The sequence below is a fragment of the Microcystis ichthyoblabe FBCC-A1114 genome (genome assembly GCF_050500245.1).
In the GTDB taxonomy this organism is placed as follows: Bacteria; Cyanobacteriota; Cyanobacteriia; order Cyanobacteriales; family Microcystaceae; genus Microcystis; species Microcystis ichthyoblabe_A.
This window is the reverse complement of sequence record NZ_CP191408.1, coordinates 4,373,481-4,395,346: the sequence shown is the minus strand read 5'-3', so window position 1 is coordinate 4,395,346 and position 21,866 is coordinate 4,373,481. Positions and strand designations below refer to the sequence as shown.

General features: G+C 42.8%; 19 protein-coding genes. 5 read left to right on the top strand and 14 right to left on the bottom strand.

Annotated elements, in window-relative coordinates; all coding sequences use genetic code 11:
- Window positions 1-598: 598 nt before the first annotated feature.
- From clpB to ACQY1Y_RS21335, 4 genes are all read right to left on the bottom strand, one after another.
- A complete protein-coding gene (clpB, locus tag ACQY1Y_RS21350) occupies window positions 599-3,259 on the bottom strand; it encodes an ATP-dependent chaperone ClpB (RefSeq protein WP_002739103.1) in 2,661 nt (886 codons plus the stop codon).
- A gap of 203 nt (window positions 3,260-3,462) precedes the next feature.
- Entirely contained in the window at window positions 3,463-3,948 is a 486-nt protein-coding gene (locus ACQY1Y_RS21345; RefSeq protein WP_002797118.1) for a GNAT family N-acetyltransferase, read from the bottom strand.
- 22 nt (window positions 3,949-3,970) lie between these two features.
- The gene (locus tag ACQY1Y_RS21340) at window positions 3,971-4,279 is read right to left on the bottom strand and encodes a hypothetical protein (protein WP_002759516.1); all 309 of its coding nucleotides are present in this window, start codon (window positions 4,277-4,279) and stop codon (window positions 3,971-3,973) included.
- A gap of 117 nt (window positions 4,280-4,396) precedes the next feature.
- Window positions 4,397-5,290, bottom strand: coding sequence for a methylenetetrahydrofolate reductase (locus tag ACQY1Y_RS21335; RefSeq protein WP_012266671.1), 894 nt, complete (start codon window positions 5,288-5,290; stop codon window positions 4,397-4,399).
- Window positions 5,291-5,515: 225 nt separating this feature from the next.
- Between ACQY1Y_RS21335 and ACQY1Y_RS21330 the strand changes: the two genes are divergently transcribed.
- Window positions 5,516-6,244: a GDSL-type esterase/lipase family protein gene (locus ACQY1Y_RS21330; RefSeq protein WP_430013529.1), complete on the top strand. Its 729-nt coding sequence runs from the start codon at window positions 5,516-5,518 to the stop codon at window positions 6,242-6,244.
- Window positions 6,245-6,736: 492 nt separating this feature from the next.
- Here ACQY1Y_RS21330 and rpiA read toward each other — a convergent pair whose 3' ends face one another.
- Together rpiA and ACQY1Y_RS21320 are read right to left on the bottom strand one after the other, a co-directional pair.
- The gene (gene rpiA / locus ACQY1Y_RS21325; RefSeq protein ID WP_002738940.1) at window positions 6,737-7,447 is read right to left on the bottom strand and encodes a ribose-5-phosphate isomerase RpiA; all 711 of its coding nucleotides are present in this window, start codon (window positions 7,445-7,447) and stop codon (window positions 6,737-6,739) included.
- A 72-nt stretch (window positions 7,448-7,519) separates the two neighbouring features.
- Window positions 7,520-8,050 carry an RNA recognition motif domain-containing protein gene (locus ACQY1Y_RS21320; protein WP_002738382.1) on the bottom strand — a complete coding sequence of 177 codons (531 nt, stop codon included), beginning with the start codon at window positions 8,048-8,050 and terminating at the stop codon, window positions 7,520-7,522.
- A 565-nt stretch (window positions 8,051-8,615) separates the two neighbouring features.
- Here ACQY1Y_RS21320 and ACQY1Y_RS21315 point away from each other — a divergent pair.
- Entirely contained in the window at window positions 8,616-8,816 is a 201-nt protein-coding gene (locus ACQY1Y_RS21315) for an NblA/ycf18 family protein (RefSeq protein WP_002739006.1), read from the top strand.
- Between the two features lie 133 nt (window positions 8,817-8,949).
- Complete coding sequence (locus tag ACQY1Y_RS21310) at window positions 8,950-9,831, top strand: universal stress protein (RefSeq protein WP_430013528.1); 882 nt, start codon at window positions 8,950-8,952, stop codon at window positions 9,829-9,831.
- Window positions 9,832-10,348: 517 nt separating this feature from the next.
- On the opposite strand, the gene ACQY1Y_RS21305 is transcribed toward ACQY1Y_RS21310, so the two are convergent.
- The 4 genes from ACQY1Y_RS21305 to glyS all read right to left on the bottom strand — a co-directional run bounded on the left by ACQY1Y_RS21305 (window position 10,349) and on the right by glyS (window position 15,608).
- Entirely contained in the window at window positions 10,349-11,437 is a 1,089-nt protein-coding gene (locus ACQY1Y_RS21305) for a glycosyl transferase (RefSeq protein WP_069474490.1), read from the bottom strand.
- Window positions 11,438-11,771: 334 nt separating this feature from the next.
- Window positions 11,772-12,845, bottom strand: a complete 1,074-nt coding sequence (gene bchI, locus ACQY1Y_RS21300; RefSeq protein ID WP_002791921.1) for a magnesium chelatase ATPase subunit I — start codon at window positions 12,843-12,845, stop codon at window positions 11,772-11,774.
- 83 nt (window positions 12,846-12,928) lie between these two features.
- Window positions 12,929-13,318 (bottom strand): hypothetical protein, encoded by a 390-nt coding sequence (locus ACQY1Y_RS21295; RefSeq protein ID WP_024969902.1) that lies wholly within the window; start codon window positions 13,316-13,318, stop codon window positions 12,929-12,931.
- Between the two features lie 157 nt (window positions 13,319-13,475).
- The gene (gene glyS / locus ACQY1Y_RS21290) at window positions 13,476-15,608 is read right to left on the bottom strand and encodes a glycine--tRNA ligase subunit beta (RefSeq protein WP_430013527.1); all 2,133 of its coding nucleotides are present in this window, start codon (window positions 15,606-15,608) and stop codon (window positions 13,476-13,478) included.
- A 132-nt stretch (window positions 15,609-15,740) separates the two neighbouring features.
- Here glyS and ACQY1Y_RS21285 point away from each other — a divergent pair, with 132 nt between their 5' ends.
- Window positions 15,741-16,325 (top strand): tRNA-(ms[2]io[6]A)-hydroxylase, encoded by a 585-nt coding sequence (locus ACQY1Y_RS21285; protein WP_287231733.1) that lies wholly within the window; start codon window positions 15,741-15,743, stop codon window positions 16,323-16,325.
- Window positions 16,326-16,355: 30 nt separating this feature from the next.
- Here ACQY1Y_RS21285 and ACQY1Y_RS21280 read toward each other — a convergent pair whose 3' ends face one another.
- Both ACQY1Y_RS21280 and ACQY1Y_RS21275 read right to left on the bottom strand, forming a co-directional pair.
- Window positions 16,356-17,546 (bottom strand): GNAT family N-acetyltransferase, encoded by a 1,191-nt coding sequence (locus ACQY1Y_RS21280; protein WP_123230734.1) that lies wholly within the window; start codon window positions 17,544-17,546, stop codon window positions 16,356-16,358.
- A gap of 255 nt (window positions 17,547-17,801) precedes the next feature.
- Window positions 17,802-18,482 carry a RibD family protein gene (locus ACQY1Y_RS21275; protein ID WP_430013526.1) on the bottom strand — a complete coding sequence of 227 codons (681 nt, stop codon included), beginning with the start codon at window positions 18,480-18,482 and terminating at the stop codon, window positions 17,802-17,804.
- Between the two features lie 91 nt (window positions 18,483-18,573).
- On the opposite strand from ACQY1Y_RS21275, the gene ACQY1Y_RS21270 reads away from it, so the two are divergent.
- Window positions 18,574-20,502, top strand: a complete 1,929-nt coding sequence (locus ACQY1Y_RS21270) for a sensor histidine kinase (RefSeq protein ID WP_287231731.1) — start codon at window positions 18,574-18,576, stop codon at window positions 20,500-20,502.
- A 41-nt stretch (window positions 20,503-20,543) separates the two neighbouring features.
- Here the strand turns inward: ACQY1Y_RS21270 and pheA are convergent, their stop codons facing one another.
- Both pheA and ACQY1Y_RS21260 read right to left on the bottom strand, forming a co-directional pair.
- Window positions 20,544-21,398: a prephenate dehydratase gene (gene pheA, locus ACQY1Y_RS21265; RefSeq protein ID WP_287231730.1), complete on the bottom strand. Its 855-nt coding sequence runs from the start codon at window positions 21,396-21,398 to the stop codon at window positions 20,544-20,546.
- A 55-nt stretch (window positions 21,399-21,453) separates the two neighbouring features.
- A complete protein-coding gene (locus ACQY1Y_RS21260) occupies window positions 21,454-21,861 on the bottom strand; it encodes a ribonuclease D (protein ID WP_016516609.1) in 408 nt (135 codons plus the stop codon).
- Window positions 21,862-21,866 lie beyond the last annotated feature (5 nt).

Genomic DNA, 21,866 nt, shown 5'->3' with positions numbered 1-21,866 from the left:
TGAGGAATTTTCTCTCTATTCTAACTCTCCTCCTCTGACAGAAGATAAATAAGTTAGATCGTAGCGTTCAGATTTTAGCATAGAGTACAAGTAACCCGTGTTAAGCTGTCGATCTAACAACAAAGCTTAACAGCTGCAATGGAGCGCAGCAGAATTGCCATCCAGTGCAGCACATTAGAATTCTTGCAAATTAATTATATGTTATAAGATTCGGTTAACTAATTTTCCCAAAAAAAATAGTTAATTAATATATTTGTTCTGAATGAAAACCAGAAGTTTAACTTTTAACTCAAAACTCTTTAGATATGCTTGAATTTGGTTGTCAAAACCTCTTTATTTAAGCAGCACAAACTCTCTCAATTTTTATAATTGAGAATAAATTCTCCTGACTAATTATAATTCTCCTTCACTGGATTAATGTTTGGCAACTTTTAATAAGCTGCTACACCTATCCCTAACTCATAGTTATAAATAGCTGGTTATAATTAAATTAAAAATGGATTTTAGGTTCGATCCCCCCTGCCCCCCTTGATAAGGGGGGTGCCGATAGGCGGGGGTTACGGTAAACTCAGAGGGGGAATATATCCCCTATCTGGTTTTAATCTGAACTGAGGTTAACCACAGCTAATTCTAATGTTTGCCCTTCCTTTTCTAGCTCCTTTTTGCTAAAACTTAACACCTCATCTAGACAATCAATTACCACCGTATCCCCTTCCATAAAAGCTTGTTCGAGAATTTTTGTGGCTAAAGGATTCTCTAACTCCCGTTGGATAGCACGTTTTAAAGGTCGCGCACCGTAGGTGGGATCGTAACCAACAGTAACGATATGATTTTCTGCAGCCGTAGTTAATTCTAGATTGATTTTTTGTTCTCCTAATAATCTTTCCAGACGCTGTAATTGCAGACGAACAATATAACGCAATTCTTCTTTTTTCAGGGTATGGAAAATAATTAAATCGTCGATACGATTCAAAAATTCGGGACGAAAATGACTCCGCAAAGCTGTTAAAACCCGTTTCCGCATCTCCTCATAATCGGCATCTTCGGAAACATTTAAAATATGGTCACTGCCAATATTACTGGTCATGACGATAATCGTATTCCGAAAATCCACCACTCGCCCCTGAGAGTCGGTAATGCGCCCATCGTCAAGCACTTGTAATAAAATGTTAAAAACATCCCGATGGGCCTTCTCCACTTCATCCAATAAAACCACAGAATAGGGACGACGACGCACCGCTTCCGATAGTTGTCCCCCTTCCTCGTAACCCACATAACCCGGAGGAGCGCCGATTAACCGCGAAACCGCGTGTTTTTCCATGTATTCCGACATATCGATGCGAACCATGGCTTCCTCGGAGTCGAACAGTAACCCCGCCAAGGCCCGCGCTAACTCGGTTTTACCCACTCCTGTGGGTCCCATAAATAGAAATGAACCAATCGGACGGGAGGGATCTTTCATTCCTGCGCGTGCGCGTCGAATCGCCGCTGCTACTGCCGTGACCGCTTCATTTTGTCCGACCACTTTTTTCTGTAAATGAGACTCTAATTCTAATAATTTTTGTCGTTCCGATTCCATTAAACGATTGACGGGAATTCCTGTCCACCGGGCAACTATTTCGGCGATATCGGCATCAGTTACCTGTTGTCTTAACAGGGTCGAACCTGCCGCTTGAATAGTTTCTAGCTCTTTTTCTTTTACTTCTAATTCCCCTTGTAAAATTTCTAGTTTGCCATACTTTAATTGGGCTGCTTTATTGAGATCATAAGCACGTTCCGCCTGTTCCACCTGTAGGCGCAATTGTTCTTCTTCCTCTCGCAATAATTTAATTTCCTCGGCGATATGTTTTTCCGTTTGCCATTGGTCAGCAAGAGGCTTTTGTTTACTTTCTAATTCCTCAATTTCTTCGATAATTCTTTCTAAACGCTCTTGAAAAGCTCGATCTTTTTTCTCCTCTTTTTCTAAGGAGAATTTTTCCATCCGTAACTGCATTAAGCGACGATCTATCATTTCCAAATCGGCAGGTTTAGTGGTACTTTCTACCTCTAATTTTGCCGCCGCTTCATCAACTAAATCGATCGCTTTATCCGGTAAAAAACGATCGCTAATATAACGATGGGATAAGGTAGCTGCTGCCACTAGGGCCGAATCGGTAATTGTCACCCCATGATGCACCTCATAACGTTCTTTTAAACCCCGGAGAATCGAGATAGTATCCTCCACGGAAGGTTCCTTAATATAAACCTGTTGAAAACGTCTTTCTAAAGGGGGATCTTTTTCAATATGATTGCGATATTCATCCAAAGTTGTCGCCCCAATACAGCGCAATTCTCCCCGAGCTAACATAGGTTTTAATAGGTTGCCTGCATCCATGGATCCCCCTTCCCTAGAACCCGCACCGACGACGGTATGTAGTTCATCGATAAAGAGAATAATTCGCCCTTCTGATTGGGTAACTTCTTTCATGACTGACCGCAATCTTTCCTCGAATTCTCCTCGATATTTTGCCCCAGCGATTAAACTTCCCATATCGAGGGAAATTAACTGACGATTTTTCAAAGATTCGGGAACATCTCCGTTAACAATCCTTTGGGCCAATCCTTCAGCGATAGCGGTTTTTCCTACCCCCGGTTCACCGATTAAAACCGGGTTATTTTTCGACCGTCGCGAGAGGACTTGTACCACCCGTCGAATTTCTTCATCACGACCGATAACCGGGTCTAATTTGCCTTCTTTGGCCGCTGCTGTTAAATCCCGGCCATATTTATCTAAAGCTTCGTATTTTTCCTCTTGATTGGGTTCAGTAACCTTTTGAGTACCGCGAATAGCTTTGATGGCTAATTCTAAATCTTGGGGGTCAAGATTGAAAGTGCGTAAACATTTCCGGCCAACCCTTTCATCTTCGGCAAAACCGACGAGAAGATGTTCGACGGAGATAAATTTATCTTGCCAACTTTCCCGGGATGCTTCCGCTCGATCGAGCAGCAGATCGAGACCACGACCTAGATATAATTGATCGACGATGGCCACTTTCGGCTGTCGGTTGGTGAAGACTTCTAGCTGTTGTTGCAGTCGCGGAATTTCTATATTAGCTTTTTGTAAAATCCGGGTGGCTAGACCGTTATTCTGCTCTAGGAGGGCAATAATAACGTGTTCCACCTCTAAGGTCTGATTTTTAAAGCGTCGCGCAATTTCTTGCGATTTAACGATCGAATCCCAAGCTTGTTCGGTAAATTTATTCGAGTCTGTGGGTTGCATTCTGCACCAATGAGGAAAGCCAGTGTCAGAGGTATAGTATAGCAAGGAGTCTCGATCGATCACAAAGTTCCAGGCTCGACAAAGGGTCTGACTTGAAAGAGGGTGTGGGGTGTGGGGTGTAGGGTGTGGGGTGTAGGGTGTGGGGTGTAGGGAAAGAAACCTCTTTCATCTGTGGGGGTGAAAATTTTTTCATCGGGTCTGACTTATTGATCGCTATTACCCAATTCGGTTAAAGCAGTCCCGGTGAGACGACAAATTTGCCACTCTTTGAAGACCTTAGCCCCCATTTTTCCATAAAAATCGATCGCCAGTTGATTCCACTCTAAGACAGTCCATTCTAAAAGTCCTGCATCCCTAGCGACGGCAATTTTAGCCACAGCCATTAGTAAAGCTTTCCCGATACCTTGACTACGATAATCGGGTAAAACGAAGATATCTTCCAGGTAAATCCCCGGTTTAGTTATAAAGGTGGAATAGTTAGCAAAAAATAGGGCAAAACCGACTATTCTACCCTCTACTTCCGCGACCAATGCTTCGATGTAGGGTTTTTCTCCAAATAAATGATCCCCTAAAGCTTGACTATTTCCTGTCATTAAATGGCTGAGTTCTTGATAGGCTGCTAAGGCAACAATTAAGTCAAAAATAGCCTTGACATCGGTAGCAACGGCAGCACGGATGGAATAATTCATGATTGCTAGTCAAATCTTGATTTTAATGCTGATGATGTTTATGGGGAGATTCAGCAGGGGGAGAATTAAGATTGGAAAAATGGCCGTTATTTAATCCCATCCCAACGCTACCAATACTGAAAAGTCCCATGGAAACAAAACCGGCCGCAATTGTCCCCATGGCCACGGTTCCAATGGAAACTATTCCCATAGGAACAATACCGATGGAAATAACGCCCATGGGAACAATGCCAATAGAAATTATACCAGTGGGGGCAATACCGATCGACAACCATTTTCGTCCGGAATTACCACAACTATTCTCTTTTTCTTGACCTAGATTGGAATCCATGTTTAACCCCGAAGATGCTTTGAGCCTTACCATCCTAGGTTAGGGGTAGAATTCTTGTCAAAAGACCGCTAGTCAAAATGAAAGTTAATTTTTTCTAAAAACTATTGACTTTTCATCTCAGTTATGTACTGGCGGGATACCGGCCACGTCGAGAATTTTTGGGACTAAATCCTCCCGTTTAATCGCCATGATGTGGACACCTTGACATAACTGCTGGGCTAATTTTATTTGTTCGGCGGCGATTTTGATGCCTTCTTCGAGGGGATGGGCTGCATCGGCGAGTCTTTGAATGATATGGTCGGGAATTTGTACCCCCGGCACATTTTTATTTAAAAATACGGCGTTTTTAGCTGATTTTAACAGAAAAATCCCCGCTAGAATCGGTTTATCGGCCAGCGAGGCCACCTGCTGCATGAACTTATCAAGACACTCGAAATCTGTAACTAATTGACTTTGAAAAAACTGCGCTCCCGCTTCGATTTTACGCTCAAAACGGCGTTGAAGACCAGACTTACTTTTTGACTGCACATCGACGGCAGCCCCGGCAAAAAGTTCTAGGGGTCCATCGGGTAAAGATTTATCGTTAAAGTCAAAACCTTTATTTAATTTATCGATTAATTTTAACAAACGTACCGATTCTAGGTCAAAAACTGCTCTAGCCTGGGGGTGATCTCCTGCTTTGACGGGATCTCCGGTTAAAGCTAGTATATTTCTCAATCCCAAGGCATGAGCGCCCATTAGATCTGCTTGTAATCCGATCACATTGCGATCGCGACAGGCCATTTGACAGATGGGTTCGATGTCGTGTTGATAGAGAATAGCGGAGGCCGCCAGAGAGGACATTCGCACTACGGCGCGACTGCCATCGGTAATATTAGCTGCATGAACGCGATTTTTTAGCCAGAGGGCCATTTCTAGCATATGACTGGCATTCCCCCCTTTCGGGGGAGTAATCTCGGCTGTAATCAAAAATTCTCGGTCTTGAACCGCACGTCGTAAACGAGTAGTCATCAAGTTATCTAGGTTTTAACCATAAATTTTATAGTAGATTTAGCCCGAAAATCACTCGGAGGGAAGGAATGATCATCGGGCTGTTTTATACTGGTCGGTGTCAGCACCTGGCTGATATCAGATAAGTTAACTGGCAGGAAAAAATTTTTAATGTAGTATAATACACGGACAGTTTAACCAAATTCGTTTATAAGTGTAAAGGACAACCGATTCGATCGAGCGATCATGCAAACTCTTTCTCGTTTACCTACTAAAGACAAAGCCCTAATCATGACCCATCCCCTCAAAATCGTCGCTTTAGGTGATAGCCTTGTGTATGGCTATGGCGACCCCGTGGGTGGCGGTTGGGCCGAGCGCCTACGTCGTTTGTGGATGGAAAGTGCCGGTCATGCCCTGTATAATTTGGGGATTCGCGGCGATCGAGTGGTACAAGTGTCCGAACGTTTAGAACAGGAATTTCGTCTCAGGGGGGAAATTCGCAATCGTCTCCCCGACCTGATTCTTCTCTCCGTCGGTGTTAATGATACAGCCCGTTTAGGCCGGCCCGATGGTCGTACTTATACCGATCACGATCTTTTTCAAACTCAAATCGAACATTTACTCGGCCGGGCCCGTTCTCTTTGCCCGGTTTTGTTTATAGGTATGATTCCCGTGGATGAGCGGAAAATGCCCTTTTTAGATTGCTTTTACTTCAACCATGGCGATCAGTATAGTTTTAAGGAAACCACTAAACAAGCTTGTCTAGAGCAAAATATTCCCTATCTCGATTTATTTGATCTCTGGATGGACCGGGGTGATCTGTGGTGCCAAGAAAGATTAATGGAAGATGGACTTCATCCCAATGTCCAGGGCTATCAATCAATTTTAGAGGATATTTTAAACTGGTCGCCCCTCACCTCCTTTGTCGGTGTGGATAGTTTTATTCAACCTTTCACAGGAATTGCACAAAAGTGATGTCCTCTGTTCTCAGTGGTTCTAGCGGCGTTACAGAAACCAGAAGAGCCGGCAATATAACCGAACTTACCCCCTACATATCTACTAAAATGCTGAAAAGGCAATTGCGCTACTCGTTAAAAATGTAGTAAATTAAGGGGTAGAATTTGCTAATCATTGCTCTGAATTTGTGACTCAATAAATTCTCGAAAAGCTGAATCAAAAGTTAATTTTTTCAGACTATATTTGATCGTCATTTTCCAAAAACTAGCTTGACTATAGCGTTTCCTGTTCGCACGAGGTACATTGTCGATGGTGAAAAGCTTAATCAGCATCTCCCAATTATTGTCTTTAGGTCGCTAAAATTTCGTTTCTCGCCGTATTTCTCCTTTTTTCTTGAGAATGAAATAGCCCTACCCTTATTAAGGGGGGTATCTGATAGTTTTTAACACCTAACTACTTAATAAAACAGGCGGCAGGCCTGTTTCACTATTAGCTTCAGAATAATTAAGCCTACTTAATTTCGCGCACTACCGGCTTACCGTCGATAATTTCACCGACGAGAATCAGATCAGCAACCCCGACGAATAAACCATTTTCTAAAACCCCCGGCATATTATTAATAGTTCTTTCCAAATCAGCCGGATCATCGATACTATCAAATTTAACATCGATAACTAAATTGCCTTGATCTGTGACCACGGGGCCGGCTTTTTTCACCCCCATGCGCAGGGAAGGTTTACCACCGAGGGCCTCTAATTTCCGCATTACCGGAGTCATGGCCATGGGTAACACTTCCACCGGCAAAAGAAAAGTCGATCCCAACTTATCCACCAGCTTATTGCCATCCACCACCACGACAAAAATATCGGCGAGACTATCGACAATTTTCTCCTGAGTATGGGCAGCACCGCCGCCTTTAATCAGATTTTTCTGGGGATCCACCTCATCGGCCCCATCGATGGCGATATCCATCTTCACGATGACATCGAGGGTAGTGAGGGGAATTCCGTACTTCCGGGCCAAAACCTGCGCTTGAAAAGAAGTAGGAACCCCGACAATATTGCTGATTTCCCCGCTTTGCAGTCTAGCACCGAGATATTCGATCGCGTAGGCCGTCGTTGAACCAGTTCCCAATCCCACGACCGAATTAGATTGAACTAGATTAGCGGCGGCCTTACCGACCTCCTGTTTCATAAGAATGACCGGATCGATTGCTGTCATGATGCACACTCCTAAAAGCGATGTTTTGAACCTCTTAGTTATCGGCTATCCCTTGCCCTCTTGTCAATGGAATTAGGGATTAGTGGCCTGAGCTGCTAACATTTCCTTGAGTTTAGCCAATTCATTGGCCCAACGGGGATCTGGCTGTAAAGCGTCACCATCGCTGGTAACTTTCGGGGCATTATTGCCACCCCGTTCAGCCTTGCGTTTTTTGCCGCCGCCGCCACCACCACCACTGGATTTGCGCGGTGCCGCCGTCGTCGGTTTCGGAGTCGGTCTTTCGACTTTTTCCGGGGTTTCTACGCTGGCCTCCGGTCCGTCTGCTTCTTCTCCTTCTTCTTTACCTCCCTTGCTGCGGGGGAGAGCTTTCTCGATTTTGATCGGGTTTTCCATGAAGGATTGACCGTTGTATTTTTCGATAAACTGGTCAGCTAGTTCATCGCTAGGGACGGTAACGAAGGCAAAACCGCGACATTTGCCGGTTTTGCGATCTTTGATGACTTTAGTGGTGATCGTATCCCCTTCATCGGCAAAAAGCGCCTGTAATTTTTCGCGCTCGACGGATTCTTTGGGCAAATTACCAACGTATAGACGAACGGACATGATGGATTCCTCCAAGTATAGGGTGATGTAAAAACTTGTGCGACATTCCGTGCCTGTATGCTGATTTTTTTAAGGCAAACAGAGCTAAGGAAGATATTTCCCAGCGATAAGCTTGTAGTTTCTGCACGATAGCGGCTGTGGCCGTCAATTTTGACTATCCTTAACGATTTCAACGAGAGGGACGGAATCTAGGGGTTACGTTTTTAGCTTTTAACAGGCCTAACCATTCAACTTACCCGATTTATGTCGCTCTTTTCGATTATTACAGAATGTTTCCACAATTTGTCAAATATTTTCTCTCGCTCTGAGCTGCCTAAGTATAACTACTTAAGTATTTGTTCACAGTAAGCAAAATTTTATGAAAACTCTTGCTAAATGTATCATTATATGCTTCTTTGCTTTTGGCGGCGGGGTATCCTAGCTAACAGGAGGGAGAAAGCAAAACCCTCTCTACAGATACATTGACACTTTGTCAAGTATTTGTTACATTAGTTAAAGAAAAGAGGTGATACCAATCACCCATCTCGCTTGTGATCAACCACTGTCTTCATTGAGGAGGAACACCATGTCTCAACCGATCGAACTTTCCTTAGAACAACAGTTCAACATTCGTTCTTTTCAGACTCAGGTAGAAAAAATGAGTCAGGAGCAAGCGCAGGACTTCCTGATCAAGCTCTACGAACAAATGATGGTCAGAGAAAATATGTACAAAGCTTTTCTCAAACACCAGTGGGGTCTAGATTCTAATCCCTGGGCCCCCCAGTAACTCATTTCACCCCTTCGGGCGACCTCTTTCTCCGGCTGGGTTTCTCCGGAAACGAGCTAGGGATGCGGGGCGCATTTCTTCACCTTTTTAGCTATTCTTAGGGAAGAATAACCGAACTGCTGGGGGTTAATTTATGTTCGAGCGCGCTTTGATCTGTACAGATCTTTTCGATGGTCTCCATCGTCTTGTCCATTGTGTGCCACACTTAGCCCTGAGCGGCTTAAAACAAGTTATCTTCCTCCACAGTATTCCGGTTTGGGAACAACCCACCCTAGCTGCCGTAGATCAAGCAAAAATTGACGCGGCCAAAGAAAAATTATCTCCAGCTTTAGCAAATATTCCCGACGGTATGACAGTTATTGTCGAAATCTCTAACCGTCGTCCCGTGGATGCCGTGCGGGAAATCCTCGCTAATCACTCTATTGACGTGATTTTGATGGGAAATCCCATGCGCGGTGCTGTCCAAGAAAAATTATTCGGTAGTACCAGTTTAGCGATCGCAGGTATGACCGATATTCCGCTGCTGATTTTCCGACCGCAATTATTATCAGTTTATACTCGCGATGAATTGGCCCTGCGCTGTCAGCATCTCTGGAAACATTTATTAATTCCCTACGATGGCAGTCCCGACGCAATTTATCTAATTGAACAGATAGAAAAATACGCTCAAATCCGCGCCCCCGGCTCTTTTGAGCAATGTCTTCTCCTCCGGGTAGTAGAAAATATCAGTCGCGATCCCGGTGTCACCGAATACCGTTTTAATGATGCTCGTCGGGAATTAGAAGCGGTGCAAGCGCGACTAGAAAAACTCGGTTTGCAAGTAAAGAGCCAAGTGCGATCAGGAACACCTGTATTAGAAGTTTTGACGGCAGCAGAAGAAAATGATATCAGTGCGATCGCAGTGGCCACCTGCCATCGTTCTAATATGTTGGAATGGTTAGCCGTGCGTCGGATTAATGAAGATATTCTTCATCAACTGTGGTTTCCGCTCTTATTTTTCTCACCGAAGGGATAGACTGGAAAAAGGCTCTCTTGGGGATAAACCACAAAGGTACAAAGGACAGAGAGAGGAAGACAAATTCGAGCGCTAAAACCTATCACAAAAAAGACAAGAGAGCCGCAAAAATTTGGAGGAAATTAACTTCAGTAAGTAGGGTCTGCTGAATAATGGTAAAACCCTTTTAAAATAAAGCTTTTGACCTGTTAAAGTCCGATGTTCATGCTGCGAAAATAGGATTGGGACTTTCACAAACCTTGCATTATCCTTCTTGTAGTACATTGCTTGATACAAAAAACAAGGGCAACAAAGCCTGAAACGACCGGCTACTGACTCGGAGACTCCTGACTCCTACCCCCAGGAAAAACTTTTTCAGCAGACCCTAAGTAGTTATAATTAAATTGAAGATGGATTTTGCCTCTGAGCTACCCTGCCCCTACCCTTAATCCCCCCTTGATAAGGGGGGTGTCTGATAATTTTTAATGCCTACCTACTTAATAATCAGAGGTTAAATTGGCTAAGTTAATCATTACTATTACCTCTCAAAGTATTCTACGATAGCTCTCGCTATCGATTCTGCACCATCTTTAGGCAGTTTAACCTTTAATCGTGGCGGTTGGGGGGCTTGGCGTAAAAAGTCCCAATTACCTTGAAAAAATTCTTCACTGCTAATGATTTGATGATAACTATAATCTTGGATTCCAGCCAATAAAATCGCTGATTCGGCGAAACCTTCTCGAATTAGGGAAACAATCGGCACCTCTAATTTTAAAGCCTCGGCAAAGGTACTATATCCCGGTTTGGAAATAATTCGATCGCACAGGGGCATAAAATCCACGGGACGATAGCTCCGATCTAGTTTATCCTGTAAGCGGACTAAATTGGGCAATTCGGGCGCGTTTTTTTCAAAAGTGATAAATTGCCAATCGGGAAAACTGGCGAGGTTATTATATGGAATTGCTTCTAATCCTAACCCCCCAAAACTCAATAAAATAGTTTTTTCTTTAGGGGCATTTAGCTTAAACTCCTGTCGCAATTGTTCTTCACTGTAGCGGGGTGTACCCCCGGTTAAATTTGCTTCTGTAATGTGAGGAAATGCTGTCATCGCTTCTGCTAAAGGCAGTTTAAATAAGCGATCACATTGATTATAACAACGACTGATCCAATCACTAATACTGGCAAATTCTTCACCCCAATCACGATAGATAAAATCCCAGCCAAAGTTACCAATCATCCAACAAGGAAGCCCCGCACTTTTGGCAATTAGTGCCGCTAAAGGCGGTAAATCGGCCACAACTAAACCCACACGATTAGTTTTAATAAAATTAACTTCACTGGCAATAATTGCCCTTGATTGAGCAATTATTTGTTCTAATTTTTCTTTAGTAGCTAATTTATCCATCGTTAAACTATCCGATTGGATTACCCCCACATCAAACCCTCGGGGTCTTTGAATATATTCTCCGGATATATAGGAATCTAATAACCAGCGCGGGGCCGTGGTGACTAATATCGGCAAAATTTCGGGATTAAGTTCAATAATATTAGCTACTACTGAAGCACTGCGGACGGCATGGCCAAAACCATGATTAGTAACGGCAAAATAAACAACAGGACGAGACATATAAGTAGTCGTGTAAAATAAATTTCCTAGGGAAGATAGGCAAAAGGCAAAAGGCAAAAGGCAAGAGGCAAGAGGTGGTTAGATATGTGTAATTAATTTTGCTTAGGTACTTAGCAGTTATCTTAATGGTCAGATACGAAGTTTTCCTTTTGGGGAGTCGGGATACTCCGAGACGATGCCCTGTCAGATCATACTTGATCTTTAACACAAACGCTGTAATATCTAAGTAAAAGGAAAAAAGCGATTAAAATTCTCCCAGTCAGAGGTCAAAATAATGCTTTCATCACTTTTGACTATTAAAAAACCCTCTCTTCGCAGAGAGGGTGAATTAGATTTAGGAATTTTCCTCTAATCCAAAGACGCGATTAAAAGCTTTCAAGACTTTATAACCAGAATCGATCGATTCTAGCGGATCTTTCCGCAAACGGTGACGTAAACAGAGAACAATTACCCGACGGATATCATCTACCGTCACAGTGGTCCGTCCTTCCAAAGCGGCCAGAGCTTTAGCGGCGCGATTGGTAACGATATCGCCGCGCAATCCATCTACGTCCAACTCGGAACAAACCTCGGAAATTTTCACCCGCAGCTCATAATCAAGCTCCACGGAAGGCAAAAGATTTTGGGCCTCCACGAGCTTTCTTTGCAGTTCTTCCTGTTCTAAGTTATATTTCTCTAAAAACGAGAGAGGATTGCCATCAAATTCCGCACGCTGTTCCACGATTTTGACCCGTAGAGGTGGTTCTTTGACGGTGTGAATCTCGGCGTGCATTCCGAAGCGATCGAGCAGTTGTGGGCGCAATTCTCCCTCTTCTGGGTTGCCCGATCCCACCAAAACAAACCGGGCCGGGTGACGGATGGAAATTCCTTCCCGTTCCACCGTATTCCAACCACTAGCGGCCGAATCTAATAGCACATCGACGAGGTGATCGTCAAGTAAATTGACTTCATCCACATAGAGAATGCCGCGGTTAGCTTTGGCCAGCAAACCGGGTTCAAAAGCTTTTACCCCTTCTGATAAAGCCTTTTCGATGTCAATCGTGCCACAGACCCGATCCTCCGTCGCACCGAGGGGCAAATCTACCATAGTGACTTTTTTCTTGGCAATGGTCAAGGGAATGGCCTCGTCCACCCTTTGCCGCACCTCATCGCTCATTAAATCGGGATCATTGGGGTCAGAATTAAAGGGATCGTTAGCAACTACGTCAATTTCTGGTAAAAGGTCGGCTAAAGCCCTAATTGTGGTCGATTTTCCCGTACCTCGATCTCCCATAATCATCACCCCGCCAATTTTGGGGTCGATGACGTTGAGCATTAGGGATAATTTCATTTCTTCCTGGCCGACAATAGCGGTGAAGGGAAAAACCACGCGGCGAGTTTTCGGAGGAGCTTGGGGAGTCACGGTCATAAGTGGATTCAAAAGTCAAGAGTTGTTGCGTAAAGAATTATATCTAGTGTGGGTTCTAGCCGTCAGCTTTCAGCAAAGCCTTATCATTGTAAGTCTTTTTCCCTGCTTTTTAAGATCCAGCGCCAGAGGGGATGACCCGGCCCTTTGGCCTGAATTTTCTGCACCCGTTGCTCTAAGCGCAGTTTTTCTCTCGGGGAAAGTCCTAAAATAATGTTGCGACTTTGCCAGACTAACACGGCTCCTGTAATGGCAAGACAAAAGGCTAGACCGATAGAAGGCCAGTAATTGAAAGCTAAAGCGTATCTAAGGGCTGTCCAAGTAAAATATTGCCGCATTAAGGCTATATCATCCCATAAAACCCATAAACTCGCCGAACCAATCACTAACCAACAACCCAACACAAATAACCAACGACCCCATACCGTCAGTCGATGTAATCTTTTGACCTGTTGCTGTAGTTCAAAATCGGCCATTTCAGTTATCAGTGGGGAATTATGAATTATGAATTATGAATTATGAATTATGAATTATGAATTATGAATTATGAAGTGTTTTGAGTGAACAGTAATCAGTGAACTGAAAACTCAAATCTGATAACTGATAACTGATAACTGATCACTGATAACTGAATTATCCCTTGACAATTGCGCCAAAATCTGCTAGAACTCGGGCGTGATTTCGCAGTAAACCCAACAGATTTAAACGATTGCGACGGACAGATTCTTTTTCGGCCATGACTAACACACTATTTTCGCCATCAAAAAAGTCAGCCACCAGGGGAGAAATTGCTGTTAAAGCAGTGACGAGACGCTGATAATCTCTTTGCTCTCTTGCGCTGATAGTTTCGGGAATTAGGGCAATTAAAGCGTCACAAAATGCTGGTTCGGAGGATTGTTCAAATAACTCCCTATCGATGATTCCTTTGGTTTCTAGGGTAGTTGTATCTAAATCTCCTTTTTGTGCTAAACGGGTCGAGCGATTGACGGTTTCATAGATGTTGGCTAACTGACCATCCTGACGAATTTGGGATAAAAAGCGAGCGCGTTCACGGGTATCTAATAAATTTTCTAAAGCGCGAGACTTATACTCTGGATCGTTTTCCCCTAAAACTGCATTAACGAGATCATAATCTATCCTCAAATCATCAATTAAGAGAGTTTGCAGACGTTGTAAAAAGAAATCTTTAATCAGATTGACTGGGTTGGGTTTATCGGGATGACTGGTGACAAAATCCTGAGCTATCTGCTCAATTAATGCCAAAAGATTGATATTAAAATCGGCTGACCAGATAATACTAATTATTGCATTGGCAGCCCGACGGAGAGCGAAGGGATCTGAGGAACCAGTGGGTAGCATTCCCAGTCCAAAAATACCGACTAAAGTATCTAATCGATCGGCAATTCCCACCACTTGACCGGTGATTGTTTCCGGGAGTATATCCCCAGAATTGCGAGGCAGATAATGTTCAAAAATGCCCCGGGCAACTACAGCCGATTCACCACTAATTAAAGCATATTTTTCGGCCATTATTCCCTGTAATTCGGGGAATTCATAAACCATTTGGGTAACTAAATCCGCTTTACAAAGCATGGCAGTGGACTCTATATCACTGCGACTTTGTTCATCGAGATTTAACTGTTCGACGATCATCTGGGCAATTTCCATAATCCGATCGACTTTATCGCGCATGGTTCCCAATTCTTCTTGGAAAGTGACGGTTTCCAGTTGGGGAAGAAAACTATCTAAGGGTTCATCACAATCGGCAGTATAGAAAAATCTGGCATCGGCTAACCGTGCGCGGATAACCCTTTCATTTCCTGCGGAGATAATCTCAGATTTCTGGGGATCGCCATTAGAAATAGTGATGAAATAGGGTGACAAACCCTGGGGAGTTTTCACCGGGAAATAACGCTGATGTGTCACCATCACAGTAATAATTACTTCTGGGGGTAATTCCAGAAATTCATCGTCAAATTTGCCGACAATTGCCGTGGGATATTCGACTAAGTTAGTCACTTCTGCTAATAAATCTGCGGGAATTTCTGCCACTCCCTCCAGCTTTTTGGCTAGGGTGGTAATCTGATCGGTAATTATCTGTTGACGCACTTGCGGATCCGCTTCCACAAAAATCGAGCGCAAACTGGTTAAATATGCTTGGGGATGACTAATGGCTAAGGATTGCGGGTGTAGAATGCGATGACCAAAAGTTAAGCGATCGCTGGTTAAAGTGGTAGAGCCATTAATTAATTCTAGGGGCAAAACTTCCCCATCCACTAAAGTTAATAACCAACGAATTGGCCGGGGAAATCTTAAGTCTCCATCTCCCCAACGCATAAAACGTCTTCCTTCCAAACGGGTAATCCATTGGGGAATTAATTCAGTTAAAATCTCGGCTGTTTGACGACCCGGAATCGTTTTTTCAATATAGACAAATTCTCCTTTGTCTGTGGCACGAATGGAGAAAGCGTCGGTGCTAACTCCCTGTTTTCGAGCAAAACCCTCACCAGCGGGGGTAATTTGGCCATTTTTGTAGGCTGCACTAACTGGCGGTCCTTTGATCTCCTCGCTGCGAGCTTCTTGCTCCCTCGGTAATCCTGTGATTAACACGGCCAAACGGCGCGGGGTTCCGTAAACTTGAATAGCAGTAGCGTCCAGAGATTCCGTCTCTAAACTCTTGCTAACTCTTTCCTGCAATTGTGCGATCGCGCTATCGACAAAATCTGCGGGTAGTTCTTCTGTACCGACTTCAAGTAAAAAATCCATCTGATTGATTGGCCGTGTTTATGCTTCACCAATCATCTAGGCTATCACAGAAGCCGTGTCCTTAGTTTTTGACTGGTGTTGTTCGACTTTTTGGGTTAGGGTGAAAGATGCAGCAAATTGGAATCAGCGACGATGGGAAAGATTAATTTATTAGTCAGTGCCACCTCTGAGGATTGGATAGAACAGGCAATTAATAATTTAGGGATTATTCTGCTCGATCATTCCCATTGTGAGCGAAAAGCGGCAGGAGTGGCATTAAATCTCATGTTTCGTTATCCTTCCTACGCTTCCCTCGTGCGGAAATTAACGGCGATCGCACAAGAGGAATTAGAACATTTTGAACAGGTCAATCAATGGTTAGATAAATGGGGAATTCCCCTCGCTCCCTTAAATTCTCCCCCCTATGGTGCTAAATTGAAGGCCCAGATTCGTCACCAAGAACCCGATCGCCTTTTGGATTCTCTGTTAATATCAGCTTTAATTGAGGCGCGTTCCCACGAAAGATTAGGTTTATTGGCAGAATATTGTCCCGATCCCGATTTAGGCAAATTTTATCGCGGTTTAATGGCTTCCGAAGCGCGTCATTATGGTATTTATTGGCTATTAGCAGCGGATTATTTTGAACGGACAGTGATCGAGCAACGTTTAGAAACCCTAGCGGCGATCGAAAGTGAAATTCTCACTACTCTGCACCCGGAACCTCGTATTCATAGTTGATTGCACTAATAGGGACAAACCCTATCTAAATTACTCGTTCAACTCAATTTCTCTCTTAGAAAAGGGTAAATCTTGATTGATTGCATCAATTTCTTCCTGTTCCATTTGATTGATTTCCTGGATATAGTTGCGGAGAATTTGAGTCATTTTGCCATGATAAAAACGGTGTAAACTATGATTAGCAGTGGCAGGAAAACCCCGTCTTTTTTTATGTTGTCCTCCCGCACCCGGGTCAAACATGGTAATACCTTGACTAATTGCCCAATCGATCGGTTGATAGTAACAAGCTTCAAAATGTAAACAGTCATACTCTTGAAAACTGCCCCAGTAACGACCATAAAGATTAGTATCTTTGCGAATACAAAAAGATAAACCCACCGGTTTAGTATCCTTTTCATTTTGGTAGGCAGTAATCAAAACCACTCGCTGACGATAATTCGGATATAATTGTTCAAAAAATTTCTGTGTCAGATATTTACTTCCCCAGTAAAATTTATCACAGGTACTGCTATAAAACCGATAAATTAACGGGAATAAATGATGGGGAATTTCTTCGGCAGCCAGAGTTTTAATAATTAACCCCGCATTAGTCACCGCTTTCCGTTCCCGTTTAATATTGCGGCGTTGATTAGCATTAAAAACCGTCAGATAATCTTCAAAACTTTGAAAACCCTTGTTATTCCAGATATAACTATGGTGTAACCAGGGAGTAAAGCCCAAATTTTCCATTAAAATTCGCCATTGGGGATCCACAAAAAGAAAATGACAACCCGACAGATTATTTTGATCACAAAAATGATCAATAGCCGCTATCATTAAAGCAGTAATTTCCAGTTCATTTTCCCCCGGAGCAATTAAAAAACGATAACCTACCGCCGGAGTAAAAGGGGTCATTCCTAATAGTTTCGGATAGTACCTAATCCCCAAACGATGGGAAAGATCTGCCCATTGGTGGTCAAAGACAAATTCACCGTAACTATGACTTTTAATATACAAAGGAGCGGCGGCAATTAACTCAGTACCGCGCCAAACTGTGAGATGAGCAGGTTGCCACCCAGTGCGTCCCGTGGCGCTGCCAGAAGTTTCGATATTATGTAACCATTGCCACTCTAGAAAGGGAGTAGTTAGGGGTTGAGCGAGAGCATCCCATTTTTGTTGGGAAATCTCACTCATTTTATCAATCCAAGCGACAGAATATTGAGGTTTAAGCTGTTCTACCATGGGACAAGATAAGTCAACCTTTTTATTTAAGGTTTGCTGAATAAATCTAAAACCCTTGTTGGGTAAGACTTTTAGACTTTTTGTCAATCAAAAAGTACCGGACTGGGAGTGATTAGGGGTAAAATTCCGGGACTTTTTCCCTGAAAATTAGGTAACTGACTACCTCAAAATCGGTAAAACCCTACACCCTACACCCTACACCCCACACCCTGCCGCCACCAACAAACTTTTTCAGCAGACCCTATTTAAGGTAATCTAGTTTTGAGATTTGTGGCAATCTCGTTCAAGGGAATAATGTAGGAAAATTTCTGCTTCCACGGTTTCCACGCTCAAAAGTCGTAATTTTCTGGCAGAATCTGCCAGAAATCCAGTTCCTCCCAGGGGAGTTGCCGCTTTATTGCCTCCTAACAGCAAAGGACAAATGGTTAGATAGATTTCATCGATTAAATCTTCAGCTAAAAGAGAGGCAATTAATTCACCTCCTCCCAGAATCGCCAGTTTTTTGATACCTAGGGCGGTAAATTGACTAAAAATAGCCTTCCAATCGCCGCAGACTAAGACAAGCTCAAATAAACCCCGATTTTCCCATGCCACCACTTTTTCCGCTGCCGTGATTAACCAGCGAGGAAAAGGCTGCTGAAAAAATTTCATCCGGGGATCAAGCAGGCCCGAATGAGAACAAACGATCTGTATCGGCTGCGGGGATAATCCCCGTTGTTGACGATAAGCGAGAAAATCGCCATGACGGATAGGAAGACTGGTGTGATAAGCGCGCAGGGTGTTAGCACCGAATAAAGCGGCATCCATGCGGGATAAATGTTGTTCTAGACGCATTTTATCGGTAGCAGAGGCAAATCTGGCCGCTGACTGGTAGGCGTCGGCAATTTTACCATCGGCACTCATGGCTAAAATAACGGTGGTGTGAGGATGATTCATAGTAAATGATGAGGGATATCACCAGGTCCGATTGGTGAATAGGCTAGTATAGTCAGGAGTTTGATAGCAAGAATCAAACCAATTTCCGCCCATGTCTATCGGTCAATCCTCCTTTCGTCGTATTCTGCTCTCTCGCTTACTCCTGGTTAGTGTTCCTGTACTACTAATGGGGGTTTATGTTACCTATCGTAAGGCGCGATCGGCTTTTTTGGAAACGGCCCGTCAAAATCTCACCGAAAGTGCCATCAGAAAAGCAGACAATATTGAGCAATCAATTCAACTTTTGCGGGCCAATCTGATCACTGCGGGGGAAAGTCTGGTTTTAAAACAGGGAACCTTAGCCGAAAAAGAAGCTTTTTTACAACAATTAACAGCGATGCTTCCTAATCAGATTAACTGTGTGGAATTAATTGATATTAAGACCAAGAAACCTTTATTAAATCGAGCCTGTGAACCAGAAATCCTCAAAATTTTGCCTCTGGAAAGATGGGCAGAAAAACGGAATAGCTTTGCTGGTAATATCGAGAATATTTTAGTTAAAAGTTTACCTAGAAAATTTCTAATTAAATCTCCCGATAACAATCGTCAATTAGAATTAGTCTTTGCCGTTCCCATCTACGACAATCAAGGACAATTACAATCTGGTCTGATTTTACAAACTTCTCTACTTTACGCTGAGAAGGTTTTACCCGGTTCTTTGTCAGGTTATCCCGTGGTTATTTCTGAAAATGGCATTATTCTCGCTCATCCCTATTTTCATCGCATTGGTAGCCATATCAGTCAAGAAGCTGATGCGGAACGTCTCAATCTGATCATCGATAATGCTGTTAGAGGTCGACGGAGATTTCTCCATTTATTTTCTTTCGAGAAATATGGCAAAGAATTAGTCGCTGGTTACAGTTCCCTCCCCAGTCCAGTTGCGGGAGAATCATCCCAAAAATGGGTAGTTTTAGCCATTAGTTCTCTCTCCCAAGCTCTGGCTCCTCTACAACAAATTTGGGAGGCAATTTTTTATCTAATTTCTGGTTTATTATTAGCTTATTTAGTAGCTATTGTACTTATTGCTAGGGATTTAGCTAGACCTTTAGAAAAACTGCGAGATTATGCCTTAAATATTCAGAAAATTCCTTCCCAAAAGATTAGACCACAAAATTTTAATATTAGAGAAATTAATCAGTTAGCCTCGTCCCTAGAGGAAATGCTCGAACGTTTACGTCTTTGGGGAGAGGAAATAGTTAAGAGTTGGCAAGAAGCGGAAAATGCTAATCAATTAAAAAACCAATTTTTGGCGAATACTTCCCACGAATTACGCACCCCTCTCAATGGTATTATTGGCTCAATTCGTTGCGTTATGGATGGATTTTGTAACAGTGAAGAGGAAGAAAAAGAATATTTGCAACAAGCGGATAAGGCAGCCGTACATCTTTTGGAAATTATTGATGATATTCTCAGTATTGCTAAAATAGAAGCAGGCAAACTTTCCGTTAATCCTGAACCAGTAGATTTACACCAAATTATCAATGAAGTTATTAATTTACAAACAGCATCGCTGCAGGGTAAGCACTTAAAATTAAATTTGCTTTTCTGTCCAGAAAATCCGATAGTCTATGCTGATCCCACTAAATTAAAACAGGTAATTTTGAATGTTATTTCTAACTCAATTAAATTTACCGAGACGGGAACTATTTCTCTGATAACTCACTTAGAATATCCACAGGCTATTATCACTATAATCGATACAGGAATCGGTATCGACCCCCAGCAGCAATTAAAATTATTCCGTCCTTTTGTGATGATTGATGGTTCCACAACTAGAAAATTTAGCGGTACGGGTTTAGGATTAGCTATTTCTAAGAATTTTATGAAAATAATGGGGGGAGATATTACTATCTCTAGTCAAGGTCAAGGTTTAGGAACAACTGTAGAAATTATTCTTCCTCTGGTGGGGGAAAGAAAGCTTGATTTTACCCCACCAGAGGAAAACTCATCTTTGCCGATTCTTCCTTCTCTTAAAAGCTAAAATATCTCTATTTAACTACTGTAATTTATGAGGAATTTAGTTTATAATTCCTCTAAACTTTCTACGGGTAAATTAACCACCTGATAAGCACCAAAAACCTCTATCGCATCGGTATAATTTGTTAATTCTTCTAAAGTTTCTGCGATTAAATGCTGTTGATCCAGATTAATTTCTAGATCAATAAAAAATATGTATTCCCCTAAAGATCGTTTAGTTGGTCGCGATTCAATCCGAGATAAATTAAGCTGACGTTTGGCAAAAACTTCTAAAGGTTTGACTAAAGCACCGGGTTGATCTAAAACTTGAAAAGCGAGGGACATTCGCTCTCCTTGAGGATGGGAAGTTAAAGCCATTACCCAAAAACGGGTACAATTATCGGGATAATCATTAATTGGTTGTGTTAATATTGGTACATGATAGAGTTTTGCTGCTCGGGGGGAAGCAATAGCGGCCGAATTAGCCTCTCGATCGAGAATTTGAATCGCTTCTGTGGTAGAATTGGTGGGAATAATCGGCACGTTAGGTAAATTATTTTCTAGCCATTTTTGACATTGAGCTAAAGCTTGGGGATGGGAATAAACGGTTTTAATTTCTGTTAGCGATTGTTGAGGAGATAGAAGTGCATGGGAAATCGGTAAAACTAATTCTTGTTGAATCTGTAACCTGGGTAATTGCCATAAAGCATCAAGAGTCATTACCACACTTCCTTCGGTGGAATTTTCCACCGGAACCACTGCTAAATCGGCCTGATTTTGGACAACCGATCGCAGGGACAGGGCAATGCTAGGATAGGGTATTAATTGATGAGGCTGGGGTGGTAAACTGTTAGCATAGGCTAAAGCGGCTGTTTCTGAATAGGTTCCCACTGGCCCCAGATAAGCGATCTTTACAGTCATTTAGATTATCCCCGCAAGCAATTTTTTCTAGCTATTACAGCCTTTCTCATAAATATCAAGTATAACCTAATTCAGCCAGCGTTTTCAGTTGATAATTGGGTAAAGGAGCAATATAGTAGGGAACCTTTTTAGCTAACTCTAGGGTACAGGTAATTTTTTTAACTTTGCTTTTACCGCCCAAAAATTTACAATCATAAGTAGCATTGTGAAAAACCTTTTCTATCCGGTCAACCAACAGTATTTTAGTGATAAAATAGTCAGTACGATCCAGTCGTTCGAGAACATCCAAAATTGTCACCCGCTCCCCCGTTAAATCCGTGGAATCAGCCAGAATTTGAATCAGAGACAAACGGGGAGTCTTGCTATCGTAATCGGCCACTTCCTTATCTAACCAAAGAATGGGAAAATGAGAAAAGTGATCGATCGCATTCCTAATAGCGTCGGATTCCGTTAAATAAGGCATGGTTG